Consider the following 19,678-nt stretch of genomic DNA (forward strand, 5'->3'; position numbering starts at 1 on the left):
GGCGGTCGGACGGTCTCCCCGGACCATGCCGGCGCGCCCGGCGAGGAGGAGGACGCATGGCCAAGGACGAGGACGGCCGCGGAGGCACCTGGAAGGCCCTCAAGCAGAGGTGGTCCGGCCGGACGGCGGAGCGCGCCGCGGCGTCGGAGGACGCGGTCCGTCTGCGCAGCCGACGCGCGAGCGCACCCGAGCGGACGCGCGTGTTCACGACGTCGAACCAGAAGGGCGGCGTCGGCAAGACGACGACGACCGTGAACCTGGCCGCCGCGATGGCGCGCACCGGGATGCGGGTGCTCGTGATCGACATGGACCCGCAGGGCAACGCCTCCACGGCGCTGAACGTCCCGCACGGCGCCGAGGTGGCCTCCGTGTACGACGTGCTGCTCGACGAGATGGAGCTGCACGAGGTGGTGCAGGACGCTCCGGACGTGGACGGTCTGCAGGTGGTCCCCTCGACCACCGAGCTGGCCGGCGCGGAGATCGAGCTGGTCTCCCTCGTGGCCCGTGAGCAGCGGCTGTCCCGTGCGCTCGAGCGGTACATGGCGTGGCGCGAGGAGCAGGGCCAGGAACGCCTGGACTACGTGTTCATCGACTGCCCGCCCTCCCTGGGCCTGCTGACGGTGAACGCCTTCGTGGCGGCCGAGGAGGTCCTCATCCCCATCCAGGCGGAGTACTACGCGCTCGAGGGGCTCTCGCAGCTGCTGAACAACGTCCAGATGATCCAGAAGCACCTGAACCCGCGTCTGCAGGTCACCACCATCCTGCTGACCATGTTCGACGCGAGGATGAACCTGGCCGTGCAGGTGGCGGAGGAGGTGCGGTCGCACTTCCCGGACCAGCTGTTGGACATCGCCATCCCCCGCAACGTGCGCATCTCGGAGGCGCCGAGCTACCAGCAGACCGTGCTGACGTACGACCCGGCCTCCGCCGGCGCCGTGGCGTACCGCGAGGCGGCCGCCGAGATCGCCCGCCGCGGGGCGCCCGTGGTCCGCTCGGCGCGCTGAGGCCCGTCGCGCCGAGCTGCACCGGGGATCCGCGGCATATCCGCTCCGGCGGGTCCTGTCCTCGGCCTGCGGACTCCCCCGGCCTCCCGACGACGGCTCCCACCCCGGAGGTGGGGGCCGCGGTATCTCGGGGGCGATGGCGGGAGGCGTGTGATGTCTCGGGCTTCGCAAGCCAGAACGCTGGGTGATTCAGCGAGTGTTTCACGTGGAACGAGCGGGCCTCGCGAAGACGTGGGACAACACCGAGGGCCGCAGACGACCCCTGGCCGTGCGGAGCCAAGGCTCCTGGTCCGGCGTGTCCATCAGGGGACCGAGCTGCCGGGACGGGTTGTGACTGGCCAGGCCCCAGGAGGTTCACCAGCCGGCCTGAATCTGTCCCGGTAACGGGGTCATGGCCCGCGACATCCCACGCGCAGTCCTGCCGCCGAAAAGCGCACCCTGCCTCCAGTGAGACGGCGTCTCACTGGAGGCAGGGTGCGCAGTGCGCAGGTGTGAGCTTCCTGTGCGGCTGGCGGTGATGACCTTCCCCATGTCGGCCCCGATAGCGGGGTCAGCAGGGTCGGCACTCGCTCCATCAGGCGCCGTTGTATACAGAAGGTCCAGGGGCGGGCAGGCTCTCTCCTCGGGTGAACTGCTGTGTACAGCAGGTGACGTGTTATGTGGCTTTGATGGCGCCGCCGGCAAGTCGTCCAGCTGTTGATATGTGGACCAACGCTGGGGACAATCCGACGATCGGACACGGGACGGGGCGCCCTCTGATTGTGGACATCGATACATAAAAGCCTGCAGGCCGTCCGATGGGAGGGGGCATGCCATTGGCGCCGTTTCACGTGAAACGCGCAGACATGTGGAGATGGTCAGTGGAAGGCGTCACGCCGGTGGCTACGAGCCCTGGTTTGTGGTGCTCAATGCACGTCCTTGAATGCCGCAGGGATCGCGGGCCGGCTGTTCATGGCCATGGAGCGGCAGCAGGCGTCGGTGGAGACAATGGTGCGGTTGGGGATTGACGGGCGTGGTTCACTGGCCCCTGCGTTTCACGTGAAACGCGGCCGACGGTGCGGTCGATCAGGTGGTGGTGAGGCGCTGGCGGGTGTTGTCCTCTCTGGTCTGTGCAGCGCTGAGGTGCCTGTCGGCTCATGGGTAATCCCCGACCAACCCTAGCACTGCTATTTCCCCGAGTGTGCGGCCATGCCCCGCGGTTGGATGGCCTCGAGAGGTGGTCCAGGCGGCGTGACAGGGTTGTGGGCCGGCGGGCCGGCCTCAACGCCCCATTCTCCTTCGGTCGTCATGTCCGCCGCCCTGGTGATGTTTCACGTGAAACCATTCTTCAGCCGCGGCCCGCGGGCCCGGTTCGAGATGACACAAGGACCTCCATCCCAGCAGCCATCCCTCTCCCTATCCCGGTCGCGCGACACGTCTGCTCGTGGCGGTATCCTTCCCGGATTGGGGAAGATATGGGGTTGCGCTGTTCCGGTTCCATTCCGGAACGCGAGAGGCACCAGAGTCATGACTCGTCTGGCGCTGGGATCAGAACCCGACCCGGTTCTCCATCAGCCATAGGGGCCGGGGGATCTGGTTTCACGTGAAACGCGGGGGCGAGGCTTGGCATCGTGGAACGCACGCGAACATCGGTCTGCAGAAAGGGCCGTGGAACCTCTCAGCTACTGAGGCCAGGGCGTGGCTATCGAGCGTGGCAAGCTGGTGACAGCGAACCGGAGCGCGTGTGAACTGCACCCACCTGGACTCATCTGTTTCACGTGAAACACCACCTGTTGTTGCATGAGCGGTCGAGGGGCCTCTCAACCATGGGCACGTCCAAGACTGTCACTCGACCGAAGAAGATCGTGCAATGTCGCTCCGCTACGCGAGACGGGCCCCCGCTCCGGCTTCGCGTCACTCGACAGCATTTCTCGCCCCCACGGGGTTGCGCAACGGCCATCTAGGGGTGGTGGACATGAACCCTGGCAACTGGGGAGTTCTCTCGTGCCCCAAACGGCTTCGACAGTCGAGTCGACCGGCGATGACAGGTCTTGATCTGAGGCTGTGGGGGGACACACATTCGAACACAACCAAACAACGTGGGCGGTCGCCGCGCACCATCGCGGTCTTCCCCGCAACAAGCTGCCATGTTCCACGTGAAACATGCCCGCGGGCGCCCCTGGAGGTCCCGAAGACCACGCACGCCTCTCGGGATGCCGAACCGTAGAATGACGCACGGATGCCCTGAACAAGGAGGAAGACAGTGGTCAAGACGAGCCGCCGAGGGGGACTGGGCCGTGGCCTGGGCGCCTTGATCCAGAACACCAGCGAGGCGGATCCCGCCACGACGCCGGCCGCCGGCGCGTCGACGACGGACGAGACGTCGGTGCCTGCGAAGAAGGCGACGGACAGCGCACGAGGCCGACGCGTCACCGATGACAAGGCCGAGGCGGCGTCCGCCAGTACGGACAAGCGCTCCGACGCGAGGCCGACTACTGCGCCGAAGAAGCGCCCGTCTGTCGGAATGCCATCGGCGTCCGGCGAGTCCCCTTCCCTCCCGCCGATGTCCCCGCCGACCGCCGATGTCACGGATGACGCATCGACGCCTCTGCAACGGCCTGCGGACATCTTCTTCACGCGCACCGATGACGCGGGCGAGGATCGCCGCAAGCGCTCGAGCAAGGCCGGACGGCCGGCCATGCCCGTCGTCACGGCACCGGGGCGCCGCACAGCCGACGCAGCAAGCTCCGAGACGGACACCGCGGCGGCGTCTCAGGATCAGGACGCGGCTGCCCCCGAGGATCACCATGCCACCGTTTCCCCGGACATCGCCGTCCTGCGGGAACTGCCGGTGGGGGACATCCACCCGAACCCCCGGCAGCCCCGAGAGGTGTTCGACGAAGAGCACATGGCCGAGCTCGTCACCTCCATCACCGAGGTGGGCATCCTGCAGCCGATCGTCGTCCGGGAAGTCCCCGACGCGTCGACTCCGTATGAGCTGATCATGGGCGAGCGCCGATGGCGAGCGACCCAAGAGGCCGGCCTCGCCACGATCCCGGCGATCGTCCGCCAGACTCCCGACCAGGACCTCCTCCGCGACGCCCTGTTGGAGAACCTCCACCGCTCCGAGTTGAATCCCCTGGAAGAGGCCGCGGCCTATCAGCAGCTCATGGAGGACTTCTCCTGCACTCAGGAGGAGCTCTCGCGGCGCATCGGACGTTCGCGTCCGCAGATCTCCAACACCATGCGCCTGCTCCGACTGTCCCCTCTCGTCCAGCGGCGGGTGGCCGCCGGGACGCTCTCGGCGGGTCATGCCCGGGCGCTGCTCGGTCTCGAGGATCCGGCGGAGATGGAGCGCCTCGCCCAGCGGATCGTCTCCGACGGGCTGTCAGTGCGGGCGACCGAGGAGGCCGTCGCGCAGCTGCAGGGTGCTGTCAGGCCTGCCCCCAAGGCGACGCGCGGCCGCGACGACAGCACACGGCACGAGCGGCTGGACTACTTCGCCACGGCCCTCACGTCCCGTCTGGACACCCAGGTGAAGATCACCCTCGGCGCTCGCAAGGGCAGGATCGCGATCGACTTCACCTCCGTGGAGGACCTCAACCGGATCATGGACCTCATCCAGGGGGAGGGTCAGGCCGGCCAGGCCGACGCCGCACGTTGACGCAACGCACCCGTCGTCGTGGAGAGGTGCATGCTGCTCCTCCGGTGCGTCCGCCCCCACGCGAAGGCCCCTCCACCAGAAGGGTGGAGGGGCCTTCACGCATCCGTGCGGCGGGGATCGGTGGTTCAGCCGAGCAGGGCGGAGAACTCCTTCTCCAGCTGCTGCTTGGGCTTGGCGCCCACGGACTCGGCCACCTTCTCACCGCCCTGGAAGCCCAGGACCAGCGGGATGGAGGTGACGCCGAACTTCGCGGCGGAGGCCGGGTTCTCATCCACGTTCAGCTTCGCGATGACGACCTTGCCCTCGTGCTCGGCGGCCATCTCCTCGAGGACGGGGCCCAGCATGCGGCACGGGCCGCACCACTCGGCCCAGAAGTCCACGAGGACGGGCAGGTCGGAGTCGAGGACCTTCTCCTGGAAGTCGGCATCGGTGACGTTGATGGTGCTCATGGTGTTCCTCCTGGTCGGACGGGGGTGAAACGGCAGGCTGTCAGGGTCATATCCGCGTTCACTCCTGACCTCAGTCAGGGGTGAACCGCGTGACGGTCATGCAGGGTTGCTGTCCGAGGCCGGGGCGGCCGGGACGGCCTCCTCGACGTCGGCGACCTCGGCGAGGTAGTGCTCCACGTCCTGCGCGGCCACGCAGCCGGAGCCGGCGGCCGTGATGGCCTGACGGTAGGTGTGGTCGGTGACGTCGCCGGCGGCGAAGACACCGGGCACCGAGGTCCGGGACGAGGGATGGTCGATCCGGATGGTGCCGTGCTCGGTCAGCTCCAGCTGGCCCTGCACCAGGTCGGTGCGCGGGTCGTGCCCGATGGCGACGAACAGTCCCGTCACCGCCAGGTCGGACTCCTCACCCGTCTGCGTGTCCCGCAGGGTCAGGCCCTCCAGCTTGTCGCCGCCGTTCACGGCGGCGACCTCGGTGTTCCAGTGGAACTCGATCTTGGGCTCCTCCATGGCGCGGCGGGCCATGATCTTGGAGGCGCGCAGCTGATCCCGCCGCACGAGCACGTGCACCTTGGAGGCGAACTTGGTCAGGAAGAGCGCCTCCTCCATGGCGGAGTCGCCACCGCCGGCCACCGCGATCTCCTGCTCCCGGAAGAAGAAGCCGTCGCACGTGGCGCACCAGCTCACACCATGGCCGGAGAGCCGCTTCTCGCCTTCGACGCCGAGCTCCCGGTAGGCGGAGCCGGTGGTCATGATCACCGCGTGGGCGCGGATCTGGGAGCCGTCGCCCAGGGTCAGCACCTTGGGGGAGGAGGTGAGATCGGCCGTGACGACGTCGTCGAAGACGATCTCGGCGTCGAACCGGCGCGCCTGCGCCTCCAGGTTCGCCATCAGCTCCGGACCCTGCACGCCCTCGGGGAAGCCCGGGAAGTTCTCCACCTCGGTGGTGTTCATCAGCTCGCCGCCGGCCGTGACCGCGCCGGCGACCATCACGGGGGCCAGGTTGGCCCGGGCCGTGTAGATGGCGGCCGTGTACCCGGCGGGGCCGGATCCGATGATGACGACGTTGCGGACCTGCTGGTCCTGCTCGGGAGTGCTCACGTGGTGCTCCAGGGATCGGGGATGTCTCTCGCTCTCCCACGGCAACCGCGGGCGGAGGACGCGTATTCCGTGCCGCACCCGCCCGGGGAGGGCGTCAGCGGACCCCGATCTCCGTCAGCCGCAGGCCGTACGGGTGCTCGGCGTCGCCGTCGACCTGGGGGAGGGAGGTCACGCTCAGGATCACGTACCCCGCGGTGCGGTCCTCCACCTCCACGGGGACGGTGACGGTCTCCTCGTCGAAGGTGCCCTGGCCGATCTCCCGGGCATCGCCCTGTCCGCCCTCGGGGCTGTCCGCGAGGTAGGCGATCCAGCTGCCCCCCGTGGCGCCGGCGTGCTGCAGGACCACCTCGTCGACCTCCGCGGGCTGCTCGAGCTCGACCACCAGGTTCATGCTGTCCACATAGCCGCCGAAGTTGGGGCGGTTGTAGGCGTAGCTCTGCCACGCGCTGCCCGGGTCGCCGTCGATCAGGGCGCCCAGGGTGGCGTCGTTCTCCTCCTCGAGGGCGGGCAGCTCCGGCACACGGCGCTCGACGCCCACCGGGCGGGGCTCGGCGTTCGCCGGGGCGGCGACCGCGGACGTCTCCTCGTCGGGCGAGGCCTCCGACGACGGCGCCGCGGACGTCGGGCCCTCGACGGGGGGAGCCGCCGAGGACGGCTCGGCGGACGGAGCGTCCTCCGACACCGTGGGGGATGCGGACGGGGGAGTGGCGGCCACGGTGTCCCTGTTCTGCGCGAGCAGGAACAGTCCCCCGAGACCGGCCAGGACCAGCGCGCCGACGAGCAGGAGGGCGAGCAGCCAGGACCGGCCGCTCGAGGCGCGCGCCGGCTCACCGGCGGGGGCCGCCGTGGCGACGGAGGATCCCCCCGCACCCCCGTCGGCGGCCGCCGACCCGGAGGCGAGGGTCCCCGCGCGGTCCGCTCCGGCCGCTGCGGGCTCCTCGGCGGCCGGTCGGACCGCCTCCACGGCCGGGGTGGTCGCGGCGGCCGTGCTCGCGGCGCCGACCGCGCCTGCGGTGACGGCGGCCGCCCCGGTGCCGGCGCCCAGGCCGGCACGCCACTCGTCGGCCTCGTCCCGGAGCGCGCGCCGCGGGGCGGGGCGCGGAGGACGCACGGGGGCCGCCTCCGCCACGACGGGCGTGGCCTGCGTGGCGGCGACGTCCGTGACGTCCTGGTCCTCGTCGGACGTCTCCACGACCGGGACGGCCCGGGTGGGTCCGGCGTCCTCGTCCTCCACGACCGGGACGGCTTCGGCCTCCCGCGCAGCCGCCTCGCGCTCCTCGGCCTCGAGACGCTCCTCCTCGGCACGGTCCTGTGCCTCGCGTTCAGCCGCCTCACGCTCCTCGGCCTCGAGGCGCTCCTCCTCGGCACGCTCCTCGGCCTCCCGGGTCTCCCGCGCCTCGCGTTCCGCGCGCTCGGCCGCCTCGCGCTCGGCGCGTTCCTCGGCCTCCCGGGCCTCCCGTTCGGCGCGCTCGCGCTCCTCCTGCTGGGCGCGCGTGGCGGCGTCGGCGGCGGCGAGGGCGGACGCGCCCGCGGCGGCCTTCGCGGCGGTGCCGTCCGCGGGGCGGACGCGCTCGGTGATGCGCTCCGAGATGCGGTTCAGGAACCCGGGACGGCGCTGGGACTTCGCCTCGTCGGCGCGCAGACGGCGGTCGAGGTCCGCGTAGTAGGCGTCGTCGTCGTCGTAGCTGTGGGCCTCGTCCGTGCGGGACTGCCCGAAGATCTCCGAGCCCAGGGTGTCCGTCTGGAAGGGCTCCACGTGGAGCTCCTGCGGGTAGGCCAGCCCCAGCAGCACGTCCGGGTCGGGGTCGCCGCCGGCGATCAGGTAGGTGCGTCCCTCGCTGAGTCCCAGGTCGAGGACCTGCACGTCGTCCTGCCGCTCGCCTGTGGCCAGCTCGCGCGCCGAGGACGCCACCTGGGTGGCGCTCTCGGGGGACGCCACCAGGACGGTGACGCGGCGGTTGAGCACCTGGTCCGCCCCGTGGAAGACCATGTCCTGGTCGGCGGACGTCACCACATGGTCGGTGATGCGGTAGCGGCCGCCCAGGACGGTACCGACGGGGAGGGGCTGGGGCACGGACTTCTCCTGACGAACGGGGGTTCGGTCCCCGATGATACGTGCGCCGGGGCGGCGCCCGGCAGGGCGGGGTCCGTGCCGTGTCGCAGGGGCCGCTCAGCGGGCGCCGAGCACCCGGCCCAGCGCGGGCACGCGCCCCACGAGCGGGCGCAGCGCGGCGTCCAGCTCGGGGAAGCGCAGCACCCGCAGCGCCGCCACGTACACGGGCGCCATGACCGTGCCCACCACGGCGCACGTCAGCAGCGCGGACAGGATGGTGCTCCACGCGAAGCCGCCCGAGTAGGCGCCCATCAGGCCCGCGACGACGGCGCCCGCCGCCCCCGCCACGACCGCCGCCACGCCGGTCTGGGCGTAGGCGTTCAGCACGTGCCCGAAGCCGTAGTCCCCGAAGCGCCGCACGGCCAGGACGTGCACCAGCACGAACTGGTAGGCGTGGGCGAGCACCGAGGCCACCACGGCCCAGTAGGTGATGGCCCACAGGGGCAGCAGGAACGCGCCGGCGGCCGTGAGCGCGAGGGTCACGAAGGACGTGCTGACCTGCACGATCATGGGGATACGGGCGTCCTCGGCGGCGTAGAACACGCGCAGCAGGTAGAAGCTGCCCGAGCGGAACGGCATGGACAGGCTCATCACCAGGATCAGCGCGCCCACGGCCATGCCGGTGACCTGCGCGCTGTCCGCCGTCGAGCCGAACAGGCGGCCCAGCGGGCCCGCGAGCACGAGCACCGCGGCCAGGCAGAACATCAGCGGGGCCGCGAACGTGCGCAGGCCGCTGGCGGTGGTGCGCCGGACCTCGGCGTGGTCGCCCTCGCCCATAGAACGGGCCAGCCGGTTGAACAGCACCGTGGCCAGGGACAGCACGAACACCGAGTGCGGGAGCACGGAGATCAGCATCGCCTGGTTGTAGGCCGTCAGGCCGGGGATGGCCGCCTCCGCCAGGTCCGCGCTCCAGCCCTCCGTCCCGGGGACCCGGATGGCCGGGTCCTCACGGGCCGCGGAGGCGCCGTTGATGAAGCGGTGCGAGAGCAGCAGCACGATGTTGCTGACCGCCATGGTGACCAGCGTGTACCCGGCGATCCGGCCGGTGTGCCGCAGCCCCATGCCGCGCCACCCGAACCTCGGCCGCAGCCCCAGGCCCAGGCCGCGCAGCGGCAGGAAGAGGATGAGGGCCTGCAGCACCACGCCCAGCGTGTGGCCCCCGGCGAGCACCAGGGTCTGCGCCGTGGTCCACTCGCCGAGCAGGTCGCCGCCGGCGTACGCGCCGAACATCACCAGGTACAGGCCGATGGCGCCGATCGCCACCACGTTGTTGAGCACAGGCGCCCACATGTAGGCGCCGAACCGGCCGTTGGCGTTGAGGATCTGCCCCACCATCGCGTACATGCCGTAGAAGAACACCTGCGGCAGGCACCACAGCGCGAACACGGTGCCCAGCTGCAGCATCTCCGGGGTCCACTCGCGGGTGAGCACGTGCATCAGGGGGGCGGCTGCAACGGTCACGAGCACCGTGGCCGCGAGCATCACCAGGACGGACAGGGTCATGAGCCGGGACGTGTAGTCCGCGCCGCGGTCCGCGTCCTTGGCGTGCTTGATCAGCTGGGGCACCAGGACCACGTTGAACACGCCGCCCATCAGGAGCAGGTAGATCACGTTGGGCAGCGAGTTGGCCACCTCGAAGATGTCCGCCACGGTGCCCACCGTGGTGCCGATCGCGATGGTCAGCAGCGCCGCCCGGACGAACCCGAGCACGCGGGAGACCAGGGTGCCCGCCGCCATGATGGCGGTGGACCGGCCCGCGCGCCGCTCGCCCTCGGGGACGGCGTCCGGGGTGCGGTCCGGGGCGGCGTCCGGGGCGTCGTCGGGCGTGTTCTGCGGCGCGCGGCGCGGGGCGGTGCTGCTGCTCAAGGCTCACCCATCGTGAGGAGGGACCCGCGGTCGGGGGTGCCGGGGCGGGTCGGGGAGGACAGGGTCAGAGGCGCCCGGGGGAGTGGTCCCCGGGGAAGTGCTGGGGCAGGATCCGGCGGGCCAGGTCCACGATCCGGCGCTCGTTGGCGAAGGAGAGGCGGCGGGCGACGTCGTCGATGCCCACCCACGCCACGTCCACGGCCTCGTGGTCCGGGTCGTTCTCCGTGGTGAGCTCGCCGCCCGTGGCACGCAGCAGGAAGTGGTGGACCGTCTTGTGGACGCGGTGCCGGGAGACGGTGAACCAGTAGTCGATGGACCCGAGGGGTTCGAGGATGTCCCCGGCGATCCCGGTCTCCTCCTCCACCTCGCGCACGGCGGCCTGGCGGTGGTCCTCCTCGCCCTCGGGGTGGCCCTTGGGCAGGCACCACTCGAGGCGCCCGCCGCGGTTGTAGCGAGCGATCACCGCCACCTGCAGGTCCCCGTGGTGCTCCCGGATCACGATGCCCCCCGCGGAGACCTCCTCCACCGTGGGCAGGCCGGACGCGGACGACGTGCGCGGGCCCGCAGGAGCGGGCGCGGCGGGCCGCGGTGGCTGCTGCGGAGGACGGCGCCGGGCACCCAGCGCGGAGGGCAGGGGGGCGCCCCGGTGCGCGGAGGGATCGGGGCTGGACATGCCCTCCACTCTAACGCGGGGCCGGGAGCCCCCGTCCGGGCCGGGAGCGCTCGCCGATCTGGCACCCTGGTACCCATCATGGAACCGTCCTCCGAGCCCCTCGCGCTGCCCGCCGGCTTCCCCGCGGATGCCACCCTGCCCGCCGTCGTCGTGGAGCTCGGCCGCCGGTTCGAGGCCGCGGGCCACGCGCTGTCCCTGGTGGGCGGGCCCGTGCGCGACCTCTTCCTCGGGCGGCCCGTGGTGGACCTGGACTTCACCACGGACGCGGACCCGGACGCCACCGAGCGCGTGGGCGCCGGGTGGGCCGACGCGGTGTGGGACGTGGGTCGGCGCTTCGGGACCATCGGCTTCCAGCAGGGCGGCTGGCAGCTGGAGGTCACCACCTACCGCGCCGAGCAGTACGACCCGGCCTCCCGCAAGCCGCAGGTGGCCTTCGGGGACAGTCTCGAGGACGACCTGCTGCGCCGCGACTTCACCGTCAACGCGATGGCCCTGCGCCTGCCGGAGCTGGAGCTCGTGGACCCGCACGGCGGGATGCGGGACCTGGCCGCGGGCGTGCTGCGCACCCCGGGCGCGCCCGAGGACTCCTTCTCCGACGACCCGCTGCGCATGATGCGCGCCGCCCGGTTCGCCTCCCAGCTGGGGTTCACGGTGGCGGACGAGGTGGAGCGGGCCATGACGGACATGGCCGAGCGCATCACGATCATCTCCGCCGAGCGCGTGCGGGACGAGCTGGTCAAGCTGATCTCCGGCCGGGACCCGCGCGCGGGGCTGGACCTGCTGGTCCGCACCGGCCTGGCCGAGCATGTCCTGCCCGAGCTGCCCGCCCTGCAGCTGGAGACGGACGAGCACCACCGGCACAAGGACGTGTACGCGCACTCGCTCACCGTGCTGGAGCAGGCCGTGGAGCAGGAGGCGCGCTACTCGGACGCGTCCCCGGACGTGGTGCTGCGCCTGGCGGCGCTGCTGCACGACGTCGGCAAGCCCGCCACGCGCCGCTTCGAGCCCTCCGGCGCGGTGTCCTTCCGCCACCACGAGAACGTGGGCGCCAAGCTGGTCCGCAAGCGGCTCAAGGCACTGCGCTTCGACAACGACACGGTCAAGGCCGTCGCACGCCTGGTCGAGCTGCACATGCGGTTCTACGGGTACGGGGACGCCGGGTGGACCGATTCGGCGGTGCGCCGGTACGTGCACGACGCCGGGGACCTCCTGCCGCGGCTGCACGCGCTGACCCGCTCGGACGTGACCACCCGCAACCGCCGCAAGGCCGAGCGCCTGGCCCACGCCTACGACGACCTCGAGCGGCGCATCGAGGAGATCGCCGAGGCCGAGGAGATGGCCGCCGTCCGCCCCGACCTGGACGGCGAGCAGATCATGGCGCTGCTGGGGATCCGCCCCGGCCCCGTGGTCGGCCGCGCGTACAGGCACCTGCTCGAGTGGCGCCTGGACGAGGGCCCGCACGAGCCGGAGGTCGCCGAGGCCGAGCTGCGCCGGTGGTGGGCGGAGCAGCCGGAGGCGTCCGCGTCGTCGTCGGCGGCCCCGACCGAGCGCTGAGCGGGCCCACGGCGATGGCGGACCGGCCCCGGTGGCAGGATCGGGGCATGACCGCCGCACCGCTGACCGACGCCGAGATCGCCGCCGCCCACCCGATCGCGCAGGTCGCCGCGGACGCCGGGATCGACGAGGACCTGCTGATCCCCTACGGCCGGCACATGGCCAAGGTGGACGTGCACGCGCTCACCGCCCCGGAGGACGGCCGCGTGGTCCTGGTCACCGGCATCAGCCCGACGCCGGCCGGCGAGGGCAAGACCACCGTCACCGTGGGCCTGGCGGACGGGCTGAACCTGCTGGCCGCGCAGGAGGACGCGCCGGCCGCCGTCGCCGGCTCCCGCACCGTGGTGGCCCTGCGCGAGCCCTCGTTGGGACCGGTGTTCGGGATCAAGGGCGGCGCCACGGGCGGCGGCCACGCGCAGGTGGTGCCCATGGAGGACATCAACCTGCACTTCACCGGCGACTTCCACGCCATCACCTCGGCCCACAACCTGCTCTGCGCGCTCGTGGACAACCACATCCAGCAGGGCAACGCCCTCGGCATCGACCCGCGCAGCATCGCGATCAAGCGCGCCCTGGACATGAACGACCGCTCCCTGCGCGAGGTGGTCACCGGCCTCGGCGGGCGCGCGCAGGGCGTTCCGCGGGAGGGCGGGTTCGAGATCACCGTGGCCACCGAGACCATGGCCGTGTTCTGTCTCGCCGCGGACCTGGCCGACCTCAAGGCCCGCCTCGGCCGGATCACCGTGGGACAGACCTACGACGGCGCCCCCGTCACCGCCTCCCAGATCGGCCCCCACGGCGCCCAGGGCGCCATGGCCGTGCTGCTCAAGGACGCGATCCGCCCCAACCTCGTGCAGACCCTCGGCGGCACGCCCGCGCTCGTCCACGGCGGGCCGTTCGCGAACATCGCCCACGGGGCGAACTCCGTGATCGCCACCCGCACGGCCCGCCGGCTCGGGGAGATCGTGGTGACGGAGGCCGGGTTCGGCGCGGACCTGGGCGGGCAGAAGTTCATGGACATCACCTCCGTGGCCGGCGGCTTCCCGCCGGCGGCGGTGGTCGTCGTCGCCACCGTGCGTGCGATCAAGCTGCAGGCCGGGGTGTCGCTGACGGACGTGAAGGCCGGCGTCGCCGAGACGGCCGCCCGCACCTCCCGCCCCGAGGCCGAGGTGACCGCCGAGCACCTGGCGGCGCTGCGCGTCGGCACCGCCAATCTGGCCCGGCACGTGGCGAACATGCGGGCCTACGGCGCGCCCGTGGTGGTGGCCCTCAACCGGTTCACGCAGGACACCGAGGAGGAGGTCGCGGCGCTGCGCGCGTGGGGCGAAGAGCAGGGCGTGCCCGTGGCCGTGGCGGACGTGTGGGGCGGTGGCGGCGAGGGCGCCCTCGAGCTGGCCCGCGTGCTCGGCGAGCACCTGCCGGCCCCCGGGGAGCCGCAGGCCGAGGTCACCGGCCTGTGGACCGCGGACATGGACGTCGAGGCGCGCATCCAGGCCGTGGTGCGGCGGGTCTACCGCGGCGCGCGCGCCGAGTTCAGCGCCGCGGCCCGCCGTCAGCTCGCGGACCTGCGGGACCGCGGCCTGGACCGACTGCCGGTGTGCATGGCCAAGACGCAGTACTCGTTCTCGGACGACCCGACGGCGCTCAACGCCCCCGAGGGCTTCACCGTGCAGGTGCGGGAGCTCTCCGCCAAGACCGGCGCGGGGTTCGTGGTGGCACTCACCGGCACCGTCATGACCATGCCGGGGCTCCCCGCCTCCCCGGCCGCGGACCGCATGGACGTGGCCGACGACGGCACGGTCACCGGGCTCTTCTGAGCCGGCGCCGCAGGCCCGACGCCGCCCCGGATCGTTCCGCAACCGTGATCGCCCCCGTTCCTCGCCCCTCGGCGAGGGTGTCATCATCTTTACCTGTGAGTAGTGCGATGCCCCCGATCAGCCCGACGCCCCCTCGACCGGAGGGGGCGGAGAACCCTCCGGCGCACCGGATCCGTCCGGGTCGCGGCCCGGGCCGGGTGGCCGCGCTCGACGGCCTGCGGGGCATCGCAGTGCTCTCCGTGCTCGTGTTCCACGCGTGGCCCACGCTGCTGCCCGGCGGGTTCGTGGGCGTCGACATGTTCTTCGTGCTCTCCGGCTTCCTGATCACCACGGGGATCGTCCGCGGCGTGGACGCCGGCCAGGGCCTGCGCCTGCGGTCCTTCTGGACCCGCCGCGTCCGCCGCCTGGTGCCCGGCATGCTGATCGCCCTGGTGTCCTGCACGGCGCTGGCCTGGCTCGCGGTGGCGGAGTTCCCCGCCAGCCTGGGCCGGCAGTGGTTCGGGGCCCTGACCTACACCAGCAACTGGGTGATGATCGCCGACGGCGGCGACTACTTCGCCCACGCCTCCCCGCCGCTGTTCCAGCACCTGTGGTCCCTGGCCATCGAGGAGCAGTTCTACGTCCTTTGGCCCCTGCTGGTCGGCGGGCTGTGCCTGCTGGTCCGTCCCCGACAGGAGGGCGCCGCGGCGGCCCGCCGGTCCGACGCCATGCGCGTGCTCGTGGTGGCCCTACTGGCCGCGGCGTCCGCGGCCGCCATGGTCCTGGGCTCGCTCGGCGGGACCGACCAGACGCGCCTCTACTTCGGCACCGACACCCACGCCTTCGGCCTCCTGGCCGGCGCGTGCGTGTCCCTGGCCCTGGCGCACGCCGTCAGGCCGGAGGACGGCGGCCCCACCCCGCGCACCGGCCGGGTGCGCACGGGCATCGCCTGGCTGGCCCTCGCGGCGCTCGCGGCCGGGTTCGTGCTCGTGGACGGCGCCCACGCCGCGACGTACCGGGGCGTGCTGGTGGGGCTGGCCCTCGTGGTGGCCCTGCTGGTGTGGCACGTGGTCCAGGGCAGCCGGCAGGACTCGCTGTCCCGGGCGCTCTGCTCGCCCGTCCTGCGGTGGTGGGGCCGGCGGTCCTACGCCGCCTACCTGTGGCACTGGCCGCTGCTGGTGATCCTGCGCGTGCTGGTCCCCGTGGACGCCCCCGGATGGGCGGAGCCCGTCGCCGCCGGGGCGGTGCTGCTCCTCACCGCGGGCATCGCGGACCTGTCCACCCGGCTCATCGAGGAGCCCATCCTCCGCCAGGGCATCCGCCGCAGCCTCGACCGCGGGGACCTCGCGTTCACCCGGCGGCTGCAGGGCTCGCACGGCGCCGCCAGCCGGCTCGCCGCGGCGGGGGCGGCGGTCCTGCTCACCGCCGTCCCGGCGGCCGCGGCCGCGGCCGTGGTCCACTCGCCCGCGCAGACGCGGCTGGAGCAGGACATCGCCGCCGCGCAGCAGGCCCTGGTCGAGACCCAGGCGCAGCAGCGGGAGGCCCGGGAGGCCCGCCGGTCCCGTCAGGCCGAGGCCGCCGCGGCATCCCCCAGCGGATCGTCGGCATCCCCGTCCCCGAGCGGGTCGCCGTCGTCGGGCGCGCCGTCCCCCGACCCCGGCGCGCCGGAGTCGGGGGCTGCGTCCGCGTCCCCGTCGTCCTCGGCGCCGTCCTCCGGGGCCGCCTCCCCGCTGGGGGACCCGGCGGTCACCCGCCCGGAGTTCACGCGCCAGGAGCTCACCGCCGCGCTGCCGCCCTCGGACCTCGGCGCCCGCACCACCCTGGTGGGGGACTCGGTGTCCCTCTCCGCCGCCCCCGCCCTGCTGGAGGAGATGCCCGACGTCATCGTCGACGCCACCGTGGGCCGGCAGGTCTGGGACGCCGCCGACCGGATCCGCGCCCTCGACGCCGAGGGCGCGCTGGGCGACGTCGTGGTCGCCTCCTTCGGCGCCAACGGCAGCGGCTCCTCGAAGGACTGGAACGCCGTCCTGGACGCGGTGGGGGAGGAGCGGCTGCTCGTCCTGGTGGTGCCGCATGGGCCCCAGGAGTGGGTCCCGGAGGCGCAGCGACAGGCGGTGCGCCTGGCCGAGGACAACCCCGCGCGGGTGGTCCTGGCGGACTGGGACGCGGTGGCCGTGCGGGACGTCACCGACTTCTCCGCGGACGGGGTGCACCCCCGTGCGGAGGGCCAGGCCCTGTACGCCCGGCTGGTCCGCCTCACCGTGGAGACGCGGCTGGGGGCGCGCTGACCCCGGGGACGACGACGCCCCGGTCGCCCTCCTGACGGAGGCGGCCGGGGCGTCGTCGTGCGGGTGGAGGAGCGGGTCAGCGCTCGATCTCGCCGCGGATGAAGGCCTCCACGAGCTCGCGGGCCTCCTCGTCGTGGTGCTGCACGGGCGGGGACTTCATGAAGTAGGAGGACGCCGAGAGGATCGGGCCGCCCACGCCGCGGTCCAGGGCGATCTTCGCCGCGCGGACGGCGTCGATGATCACGCCGGCCGAGTTGGGGGAGTCCCACACCTCGAGCTTGTACTCCAGGTTCACGGGGGCGTCGCCGAAGTTGCGGCCCTCGAGGCGCACGAACGCCCACTTGCGGTCGTCCAGCCAGGCCACGTAGTCCGACGGGCCGATGTGCACGTCCTTCTCGCCGAGGGCGGCGGAGGTGTTGGAGGTGACGGCCTGGGTCTTGGAGATCTTCTTGGACTCCAGGCGCTCACGCTCGAGCATGTTCTTGAAGTCCATGTTGCCGCCCACGTTGAGCTGGTAGGTGCGGTCCAGGACCACGCCGCGCTCCTCGAACAGGCGGGCCATCACGCGGTGGGTGATGGTGGCGCCGATCTGGGACTTGATGTCGTCGCCCACGATCGGCACGCCGGCCTCGGTGAACTTGTCCGCCCACTCCTTCGTGCCCGCGATGAACACGGGCAGCGCGTTGACGAACGCCACGCCGGCGTCGATCGCGGCCTGCGCGTAGAACTCGGTGGCCTGCTGCGAGCCGACCGGCAGGTAGCAGACCAGGACGTCCACCTGGGCGTCCTTGAGCACCTGCACCACGTCCACGTGCTCGGCGGAGGACTCCTCGATGGTCTCCTTGTAGTACTTGCCGAGGCCGTCCAGGGTGGGGCCGCGCTGCACCTCGACGCCCGCGTGCGGGACGTCGGCGAGCGTGATGGTGTTGTTCTCCGAGGCCAGGATCGCCTCGGACAGGTCCAGGCCGACCTTCTTGGCGTCCACGTCGAACGCGGCCACGAAGTCCAGGTCGGAGACGTGGTAGTCGCCGAACTGCACGTGCATCAGGCCCGGCACGGCGTCGGACACCTTCGCGTCCCGGTAGTACTCGACGCCCTGGATCAGGGACGTCGCACAGTTGCCCACGCCGGCGATGGCGACGCGGATGGGGTTCTCAGCCACGGTCTGGTTCCCTCCTCAGGGTCCGGGGCGGGCGCTCGCATGCCCGTCAGGCACGCGCGGGGGCTCCTCGTGCGGAGCTCTCGCCCGGGGGTGGATCCCGACCAGCTTACGCCGCGTGACGTCCACCCGCCCGAGGGCGTCGCGGTCCCGTCCCGTCCGCGGGCTTCCTAGGATGGGGGCATGTCCCCGGCTCCGGCGCACCGCGTCTCCCCCGACGATCCGCCCGCCCGCGCCCCGGACGACGCCGGCCTCCGTTCCGCGGGTCGGCGCGCGCGGCCCCGCCGCGCCCTCCTCCCCGCCCGCCCCCGTTCCGCTGAGGGCGCACACCCGGCGCCCTCCATGACGCCGGCGCCGGGGGAGCGCGGCGGTCGGCACGGCCTGCCCGGCGGCCTCGCCGCCAACGGGCGCGGCCGGGACACCGGCGCGTGGGCGAGCCCGCTGGCGCTGACCGCGGTGCTGGTGGCGCTGGCCGCCGTCGTCACCGTGCTGCAGAAGAGCCCGTGCCTGCTGCACGGCTGGGGCGCCCCGAACGTCTACTACGCCGGCTGCTACTCGGACTGGGCGGCGCTGTACGGCGGGCGCGGGTTCGCGGACGACGCGTGGGCCCCGTTCCGCGCGGACTCCACGTTCGAGTACCCCGTGCTGATGTCCGCGGTGGCGTCCCTGGCGGCGTGGGTCACCCAGGCGCTGCCGTTCCCGCCGGAGCTGGGCACCGCGGCGTTCTGGAGCGTGAACCTGCTGTTCGTCGTCGGGCTGTGGGCCGCCACCGCGGTGCTCACCGTGCGCACCGCCGGCCGGCGCTGGAGCGACGGGCTCATGGTGGCCGTGGCGCCCGGGGTCATCCTGGCCGGCACCATCAACTGGGACCTGTGGGCGGTAGCGCTGCTGGCGTGGGGCATGTGGACCTGGTCCCGCGGCCGTCCCGCCCTGGCCGGCGTGCTGTTCGGCCTGGGCGCGGCCATGAAGCTCTACCCGCTGCTGATCCTGGGGCCGCTGCTCATCCTGGCGGTGCGCTCGCGGCGGTTCGGCCCGTTCCTGAGGGCCACGGCCGGGGCCGCGGCCGCGTGGCTGGCGGTGAACCTGCCCCTGATGCTGACGAACTGGGACGCGTGGGCCGTGTTCTTCACCTTCTCCTCGGAGCGGGGGCCGGGCCTGTCCAGCGTGTGGCACGCGTGGGACGTGGTGGCCGCGCAGGCCGGGTGGCCCCTCGTGCCGGAGGAGTACCTGTCCCTGCTCGCGTACGGGGCGTTCGCGGTGTGCTGCCTCGGGGTCTTCGTGCTCGGGGTGACCGCGAAGGCCACGCCGCGGCTGGCGCAGCTGACGTTCCTGGTGGTGGCGGCGTTCGTGCTGACCAACAAGGTGTACTCGCCGCAGTTCGTGATCTGGCTGATCCCGCTCCTGGCGCTCGCGCTGCCCCGGTGGAGGGACTTCTGGGCGTGGCAGGTGATCGAGGTCCTGCACTTCTTCGCGGTGTGGATGTACCTGGCCAAGGGCGCCTCCGGCTCCATGCCGCAGCACTCCATGGACGACTCGGTCTACGTGGCGGCGATCCTCGCCCACATGGCCGCCGTCCTGTGGCTGTGCGCCCGCGTGGTGCGGGAGATCCTGCACCCGGAGGAGGACCTGGTCCGCGGTCCCGACGGCGACCCCGCCCGCGATCCGGACGACCCGCGCGTCGGCCTCACCGACCCCGGCATGACGGGCCGGCGTCCGGAGACGGTCGAGGGGTCAGGCGAGGTCCCAGCGGTGGATCGGGCACTCGGGGTCCGGGAGGACGCCGTCGGGGTGGGCGCCGCCCGCTGAGCCGGTGGGCGCGGGCGGGCACACGCACGTCGCGCCCGACGCCGCGGCGGTCGCCTTCATCTGCCCGCGCCAGACCGCATCCGGATCCTCGTCCCGGACCCGGTCCTGCTGGAAGCCCGTCCGGACGATCGCCCAGCCGATCAGCGTGCAGGCCACCAGGAGGAACACGCCGATCCCGGCGACGATCAGGAACTCGGACTCCACGGGGTCTCCTCATGTCTCGGCGGGG

General features: G+C 72.6%; 13 protein-coding genes. 6 read left to right on the forward strand and 7 right to left on the reverse strand.

Annotation, left to right across the window (positions count from 1 at the left end; all coding sequences use genetic code 11):
- The first annotated feature begins 56 nt into the window (after positions 1-56).
- Together BJ976_RS10890 and BJ976_RS10895 are read left to right on the forward strand one after the other, a co-directional pair.
- On the forward strand, positions 57-1,004 hold the full coding sequence (locus BJ976_RS10890) for a ParA family protein (RefSeq protein WP_135030576.1): 948 nt from the start codon (positions 57-59) through the stop codon (positions 1,002-1,004).
- Between the two features lie 2,242 nt (positions 1,005-3,246).
- A complete protein-coding gene (locus tag BJ976_RS10895; protein WP_167736955.1) occupies positions 3,247-4,647 on the forward strand; it encodes a ParB/RepB/Spo0J family partition protein in 1,401 nt (466 codons plus the stop codon).
- A 125-nt stretch (positions 4,648-4,772) separates the two neighbouring features.
- Here BJ976_RS10895 and trxA read toward each other — a convergent pair whose 3' ends face one another.
- From trxA to BJ976_RS10920, 5 genes are all read right to left on the reverse strand, one after another.
- The gene (gene trxA, locus BJ976_RS10900) at positions 4,773-5,096 is read right to left on the reverse strand and encodes a thioredoxin (RefSeq protein ID WP_135030575.1); all 324 of its coding nucleotides are present in this window, start codon (positions 5,094-5,096) and stop codon (positions 4,773-4,775) included.
- 96 nt (positions 5,097-5,192) lie between these two features.
- Positions 5,193-6,194 (reverse strand): thioredoxin-disulfide reductase, encoded by a 1,002-nt coding sequence (trxB, locus tag BJ976_RS10905; RefSeq protein WP_135030574.1) that lies wholly within the window; start codon positions 6,192-6,194, stop codon positions 5,193-5,195.
- A gap of 94 nt (positions 6,195-6,288) precedes the next feature.
- Positions 6,289-8,268, reverse strand: coding sequence for a discoidin domain-containing protein (locus BJ976_RS10910; RefSeq protein WP_135030573.1), 1,980 nt, complete (start codon positions 8,266-8,268; stop codon positions 6,289-6,291).
- A gap of 96 nt (positions 8,269-8,364) precedes the next feature.
- Positions 8,365-10,173: a murein biosynthesis integral membrane protein MurJ gene (gene murJ, locus BJ976_RS10915; RefSeq protein WP_229667309.1), complete on the reverse strand. Its 1,809-nt coding sequence runs from the start codon at positions 10,171-10,173 to the stop codon at positions 8,365-8,367.
- 64 nt (positions 10,174-10,237) lie between these two features.
- A complete protein-coding gene (locus BJ976_RS10920) occupies positions 10,238-10,846 on the reverse strand; it encodes an NUDIX hydrolase (protein WP_135030572.1) in 609 nt (202 codons plus the stop codon).
- A gap of 78 nt (positions 10,847-10,924) precedes the next feature.
- On the opposite strand from BJ976_RS10920, the gene BJ976_RS10925 reads away from it, so the two are divergent.
- The 3 genes from BJ976_RS10925 to BJ976_RS12205 all read left to right on the forward strand — a co-directional run bounded on the left by BJ976_RS10925 (position 10,925) and on the right by BJ976_RS12205 (position 16,484).
- Positions 10,925-12,400: a CCA tRNA nucleotidyltransferase gene (locus BJ976_RS10925; protein ID WP_135030571.1), complete on the forward strand. Its 1,476-nt coding sequence runs from the start codon at positions 10,925-10,927 to the stop codon at positions 12,398-12,400.
- A 47-nt stretch (positions 12,401-12,447) separates the two neighbouring features.
- Positions 12,448-14,217, forward strand: coding sequence for a formate--tetrahydrofolate ligase (locus BJ976_RS10930; protein ID WP_135030570.1), 1,770 nt, complete (start codon positions 12,448-12,450; stop codon positions 14,215-14,217).
- Between the two features lie 197 nt (positions 14,218-14,414).
- Entirely contained in the window at positions 14,415-16,484 is a 2,070-nt protein-coding gene (locus BJ976_RS12205; RefSeq protein ID WP_209281012.1) for an acyltransferase family protein, read from the forward strand.
- A 76-nt stretch (positions 16,485-16,560) separates the two neighbouring features.
- Here BJ976_RS12205 and BJ976_RS10945 read toward each other — a convergent pair whose 3' ends face one another.
- Positions 16,561-17,646 (reverse strand): inositol-3-phosphate synthase, encoded by a 1,086-nt coding sequence (locus tag BJ976_RS10945; protein WP_135030569.1) that lies wholly within the window; start codon positions 17,644-17,646, stop codon positions 16,561-16,563.
- 180 nt (positions 17,647-17,826) lie between these two features.
- Here BJ976_RS10945 and BJ976_RS10950 point away from each other — a divergent pair, with 180 nt between their 5' ends.
- Positions 17,827-19,449 carry a glycosyltransferase family 87 protein gene (locus BJ976_RS10950; protein WP_135030568.1) on the forward strand — a complete coding sequence of 541 codons (1,623 nt, stop codon included), beginning with the start codon at positions 17,827-17,829 and terminating at the stop codon, positions 19,447-19,449.
- Here BJ976_RS10950 and BJ976_RS10955 read toward each other — a convergent pair.
- Entirely contained in the window at positions 19,375-19,653 is a 279-nt protein-coding gene (locus BJ976_RS10955; RefSeq protein ID WP_135030567.1) for a hypothetical protein, read from the reverse strand. The genes BJ976_RS10950 and BJ976_RS10955 overlap by 75 nt on opposite strands.
- Between the last annotated feature and the right edge of the window lie 25 nt (positions 19,654-19,678).

Source organism: Micrococcus flavus, from assembly GCF_014204815.1.
Lineage (GTDB): Bacteria > Actinomycetota > Actinomycetes > Actinomycetales > Micrococcaceae > Micrococcus > Micrococcus flavus.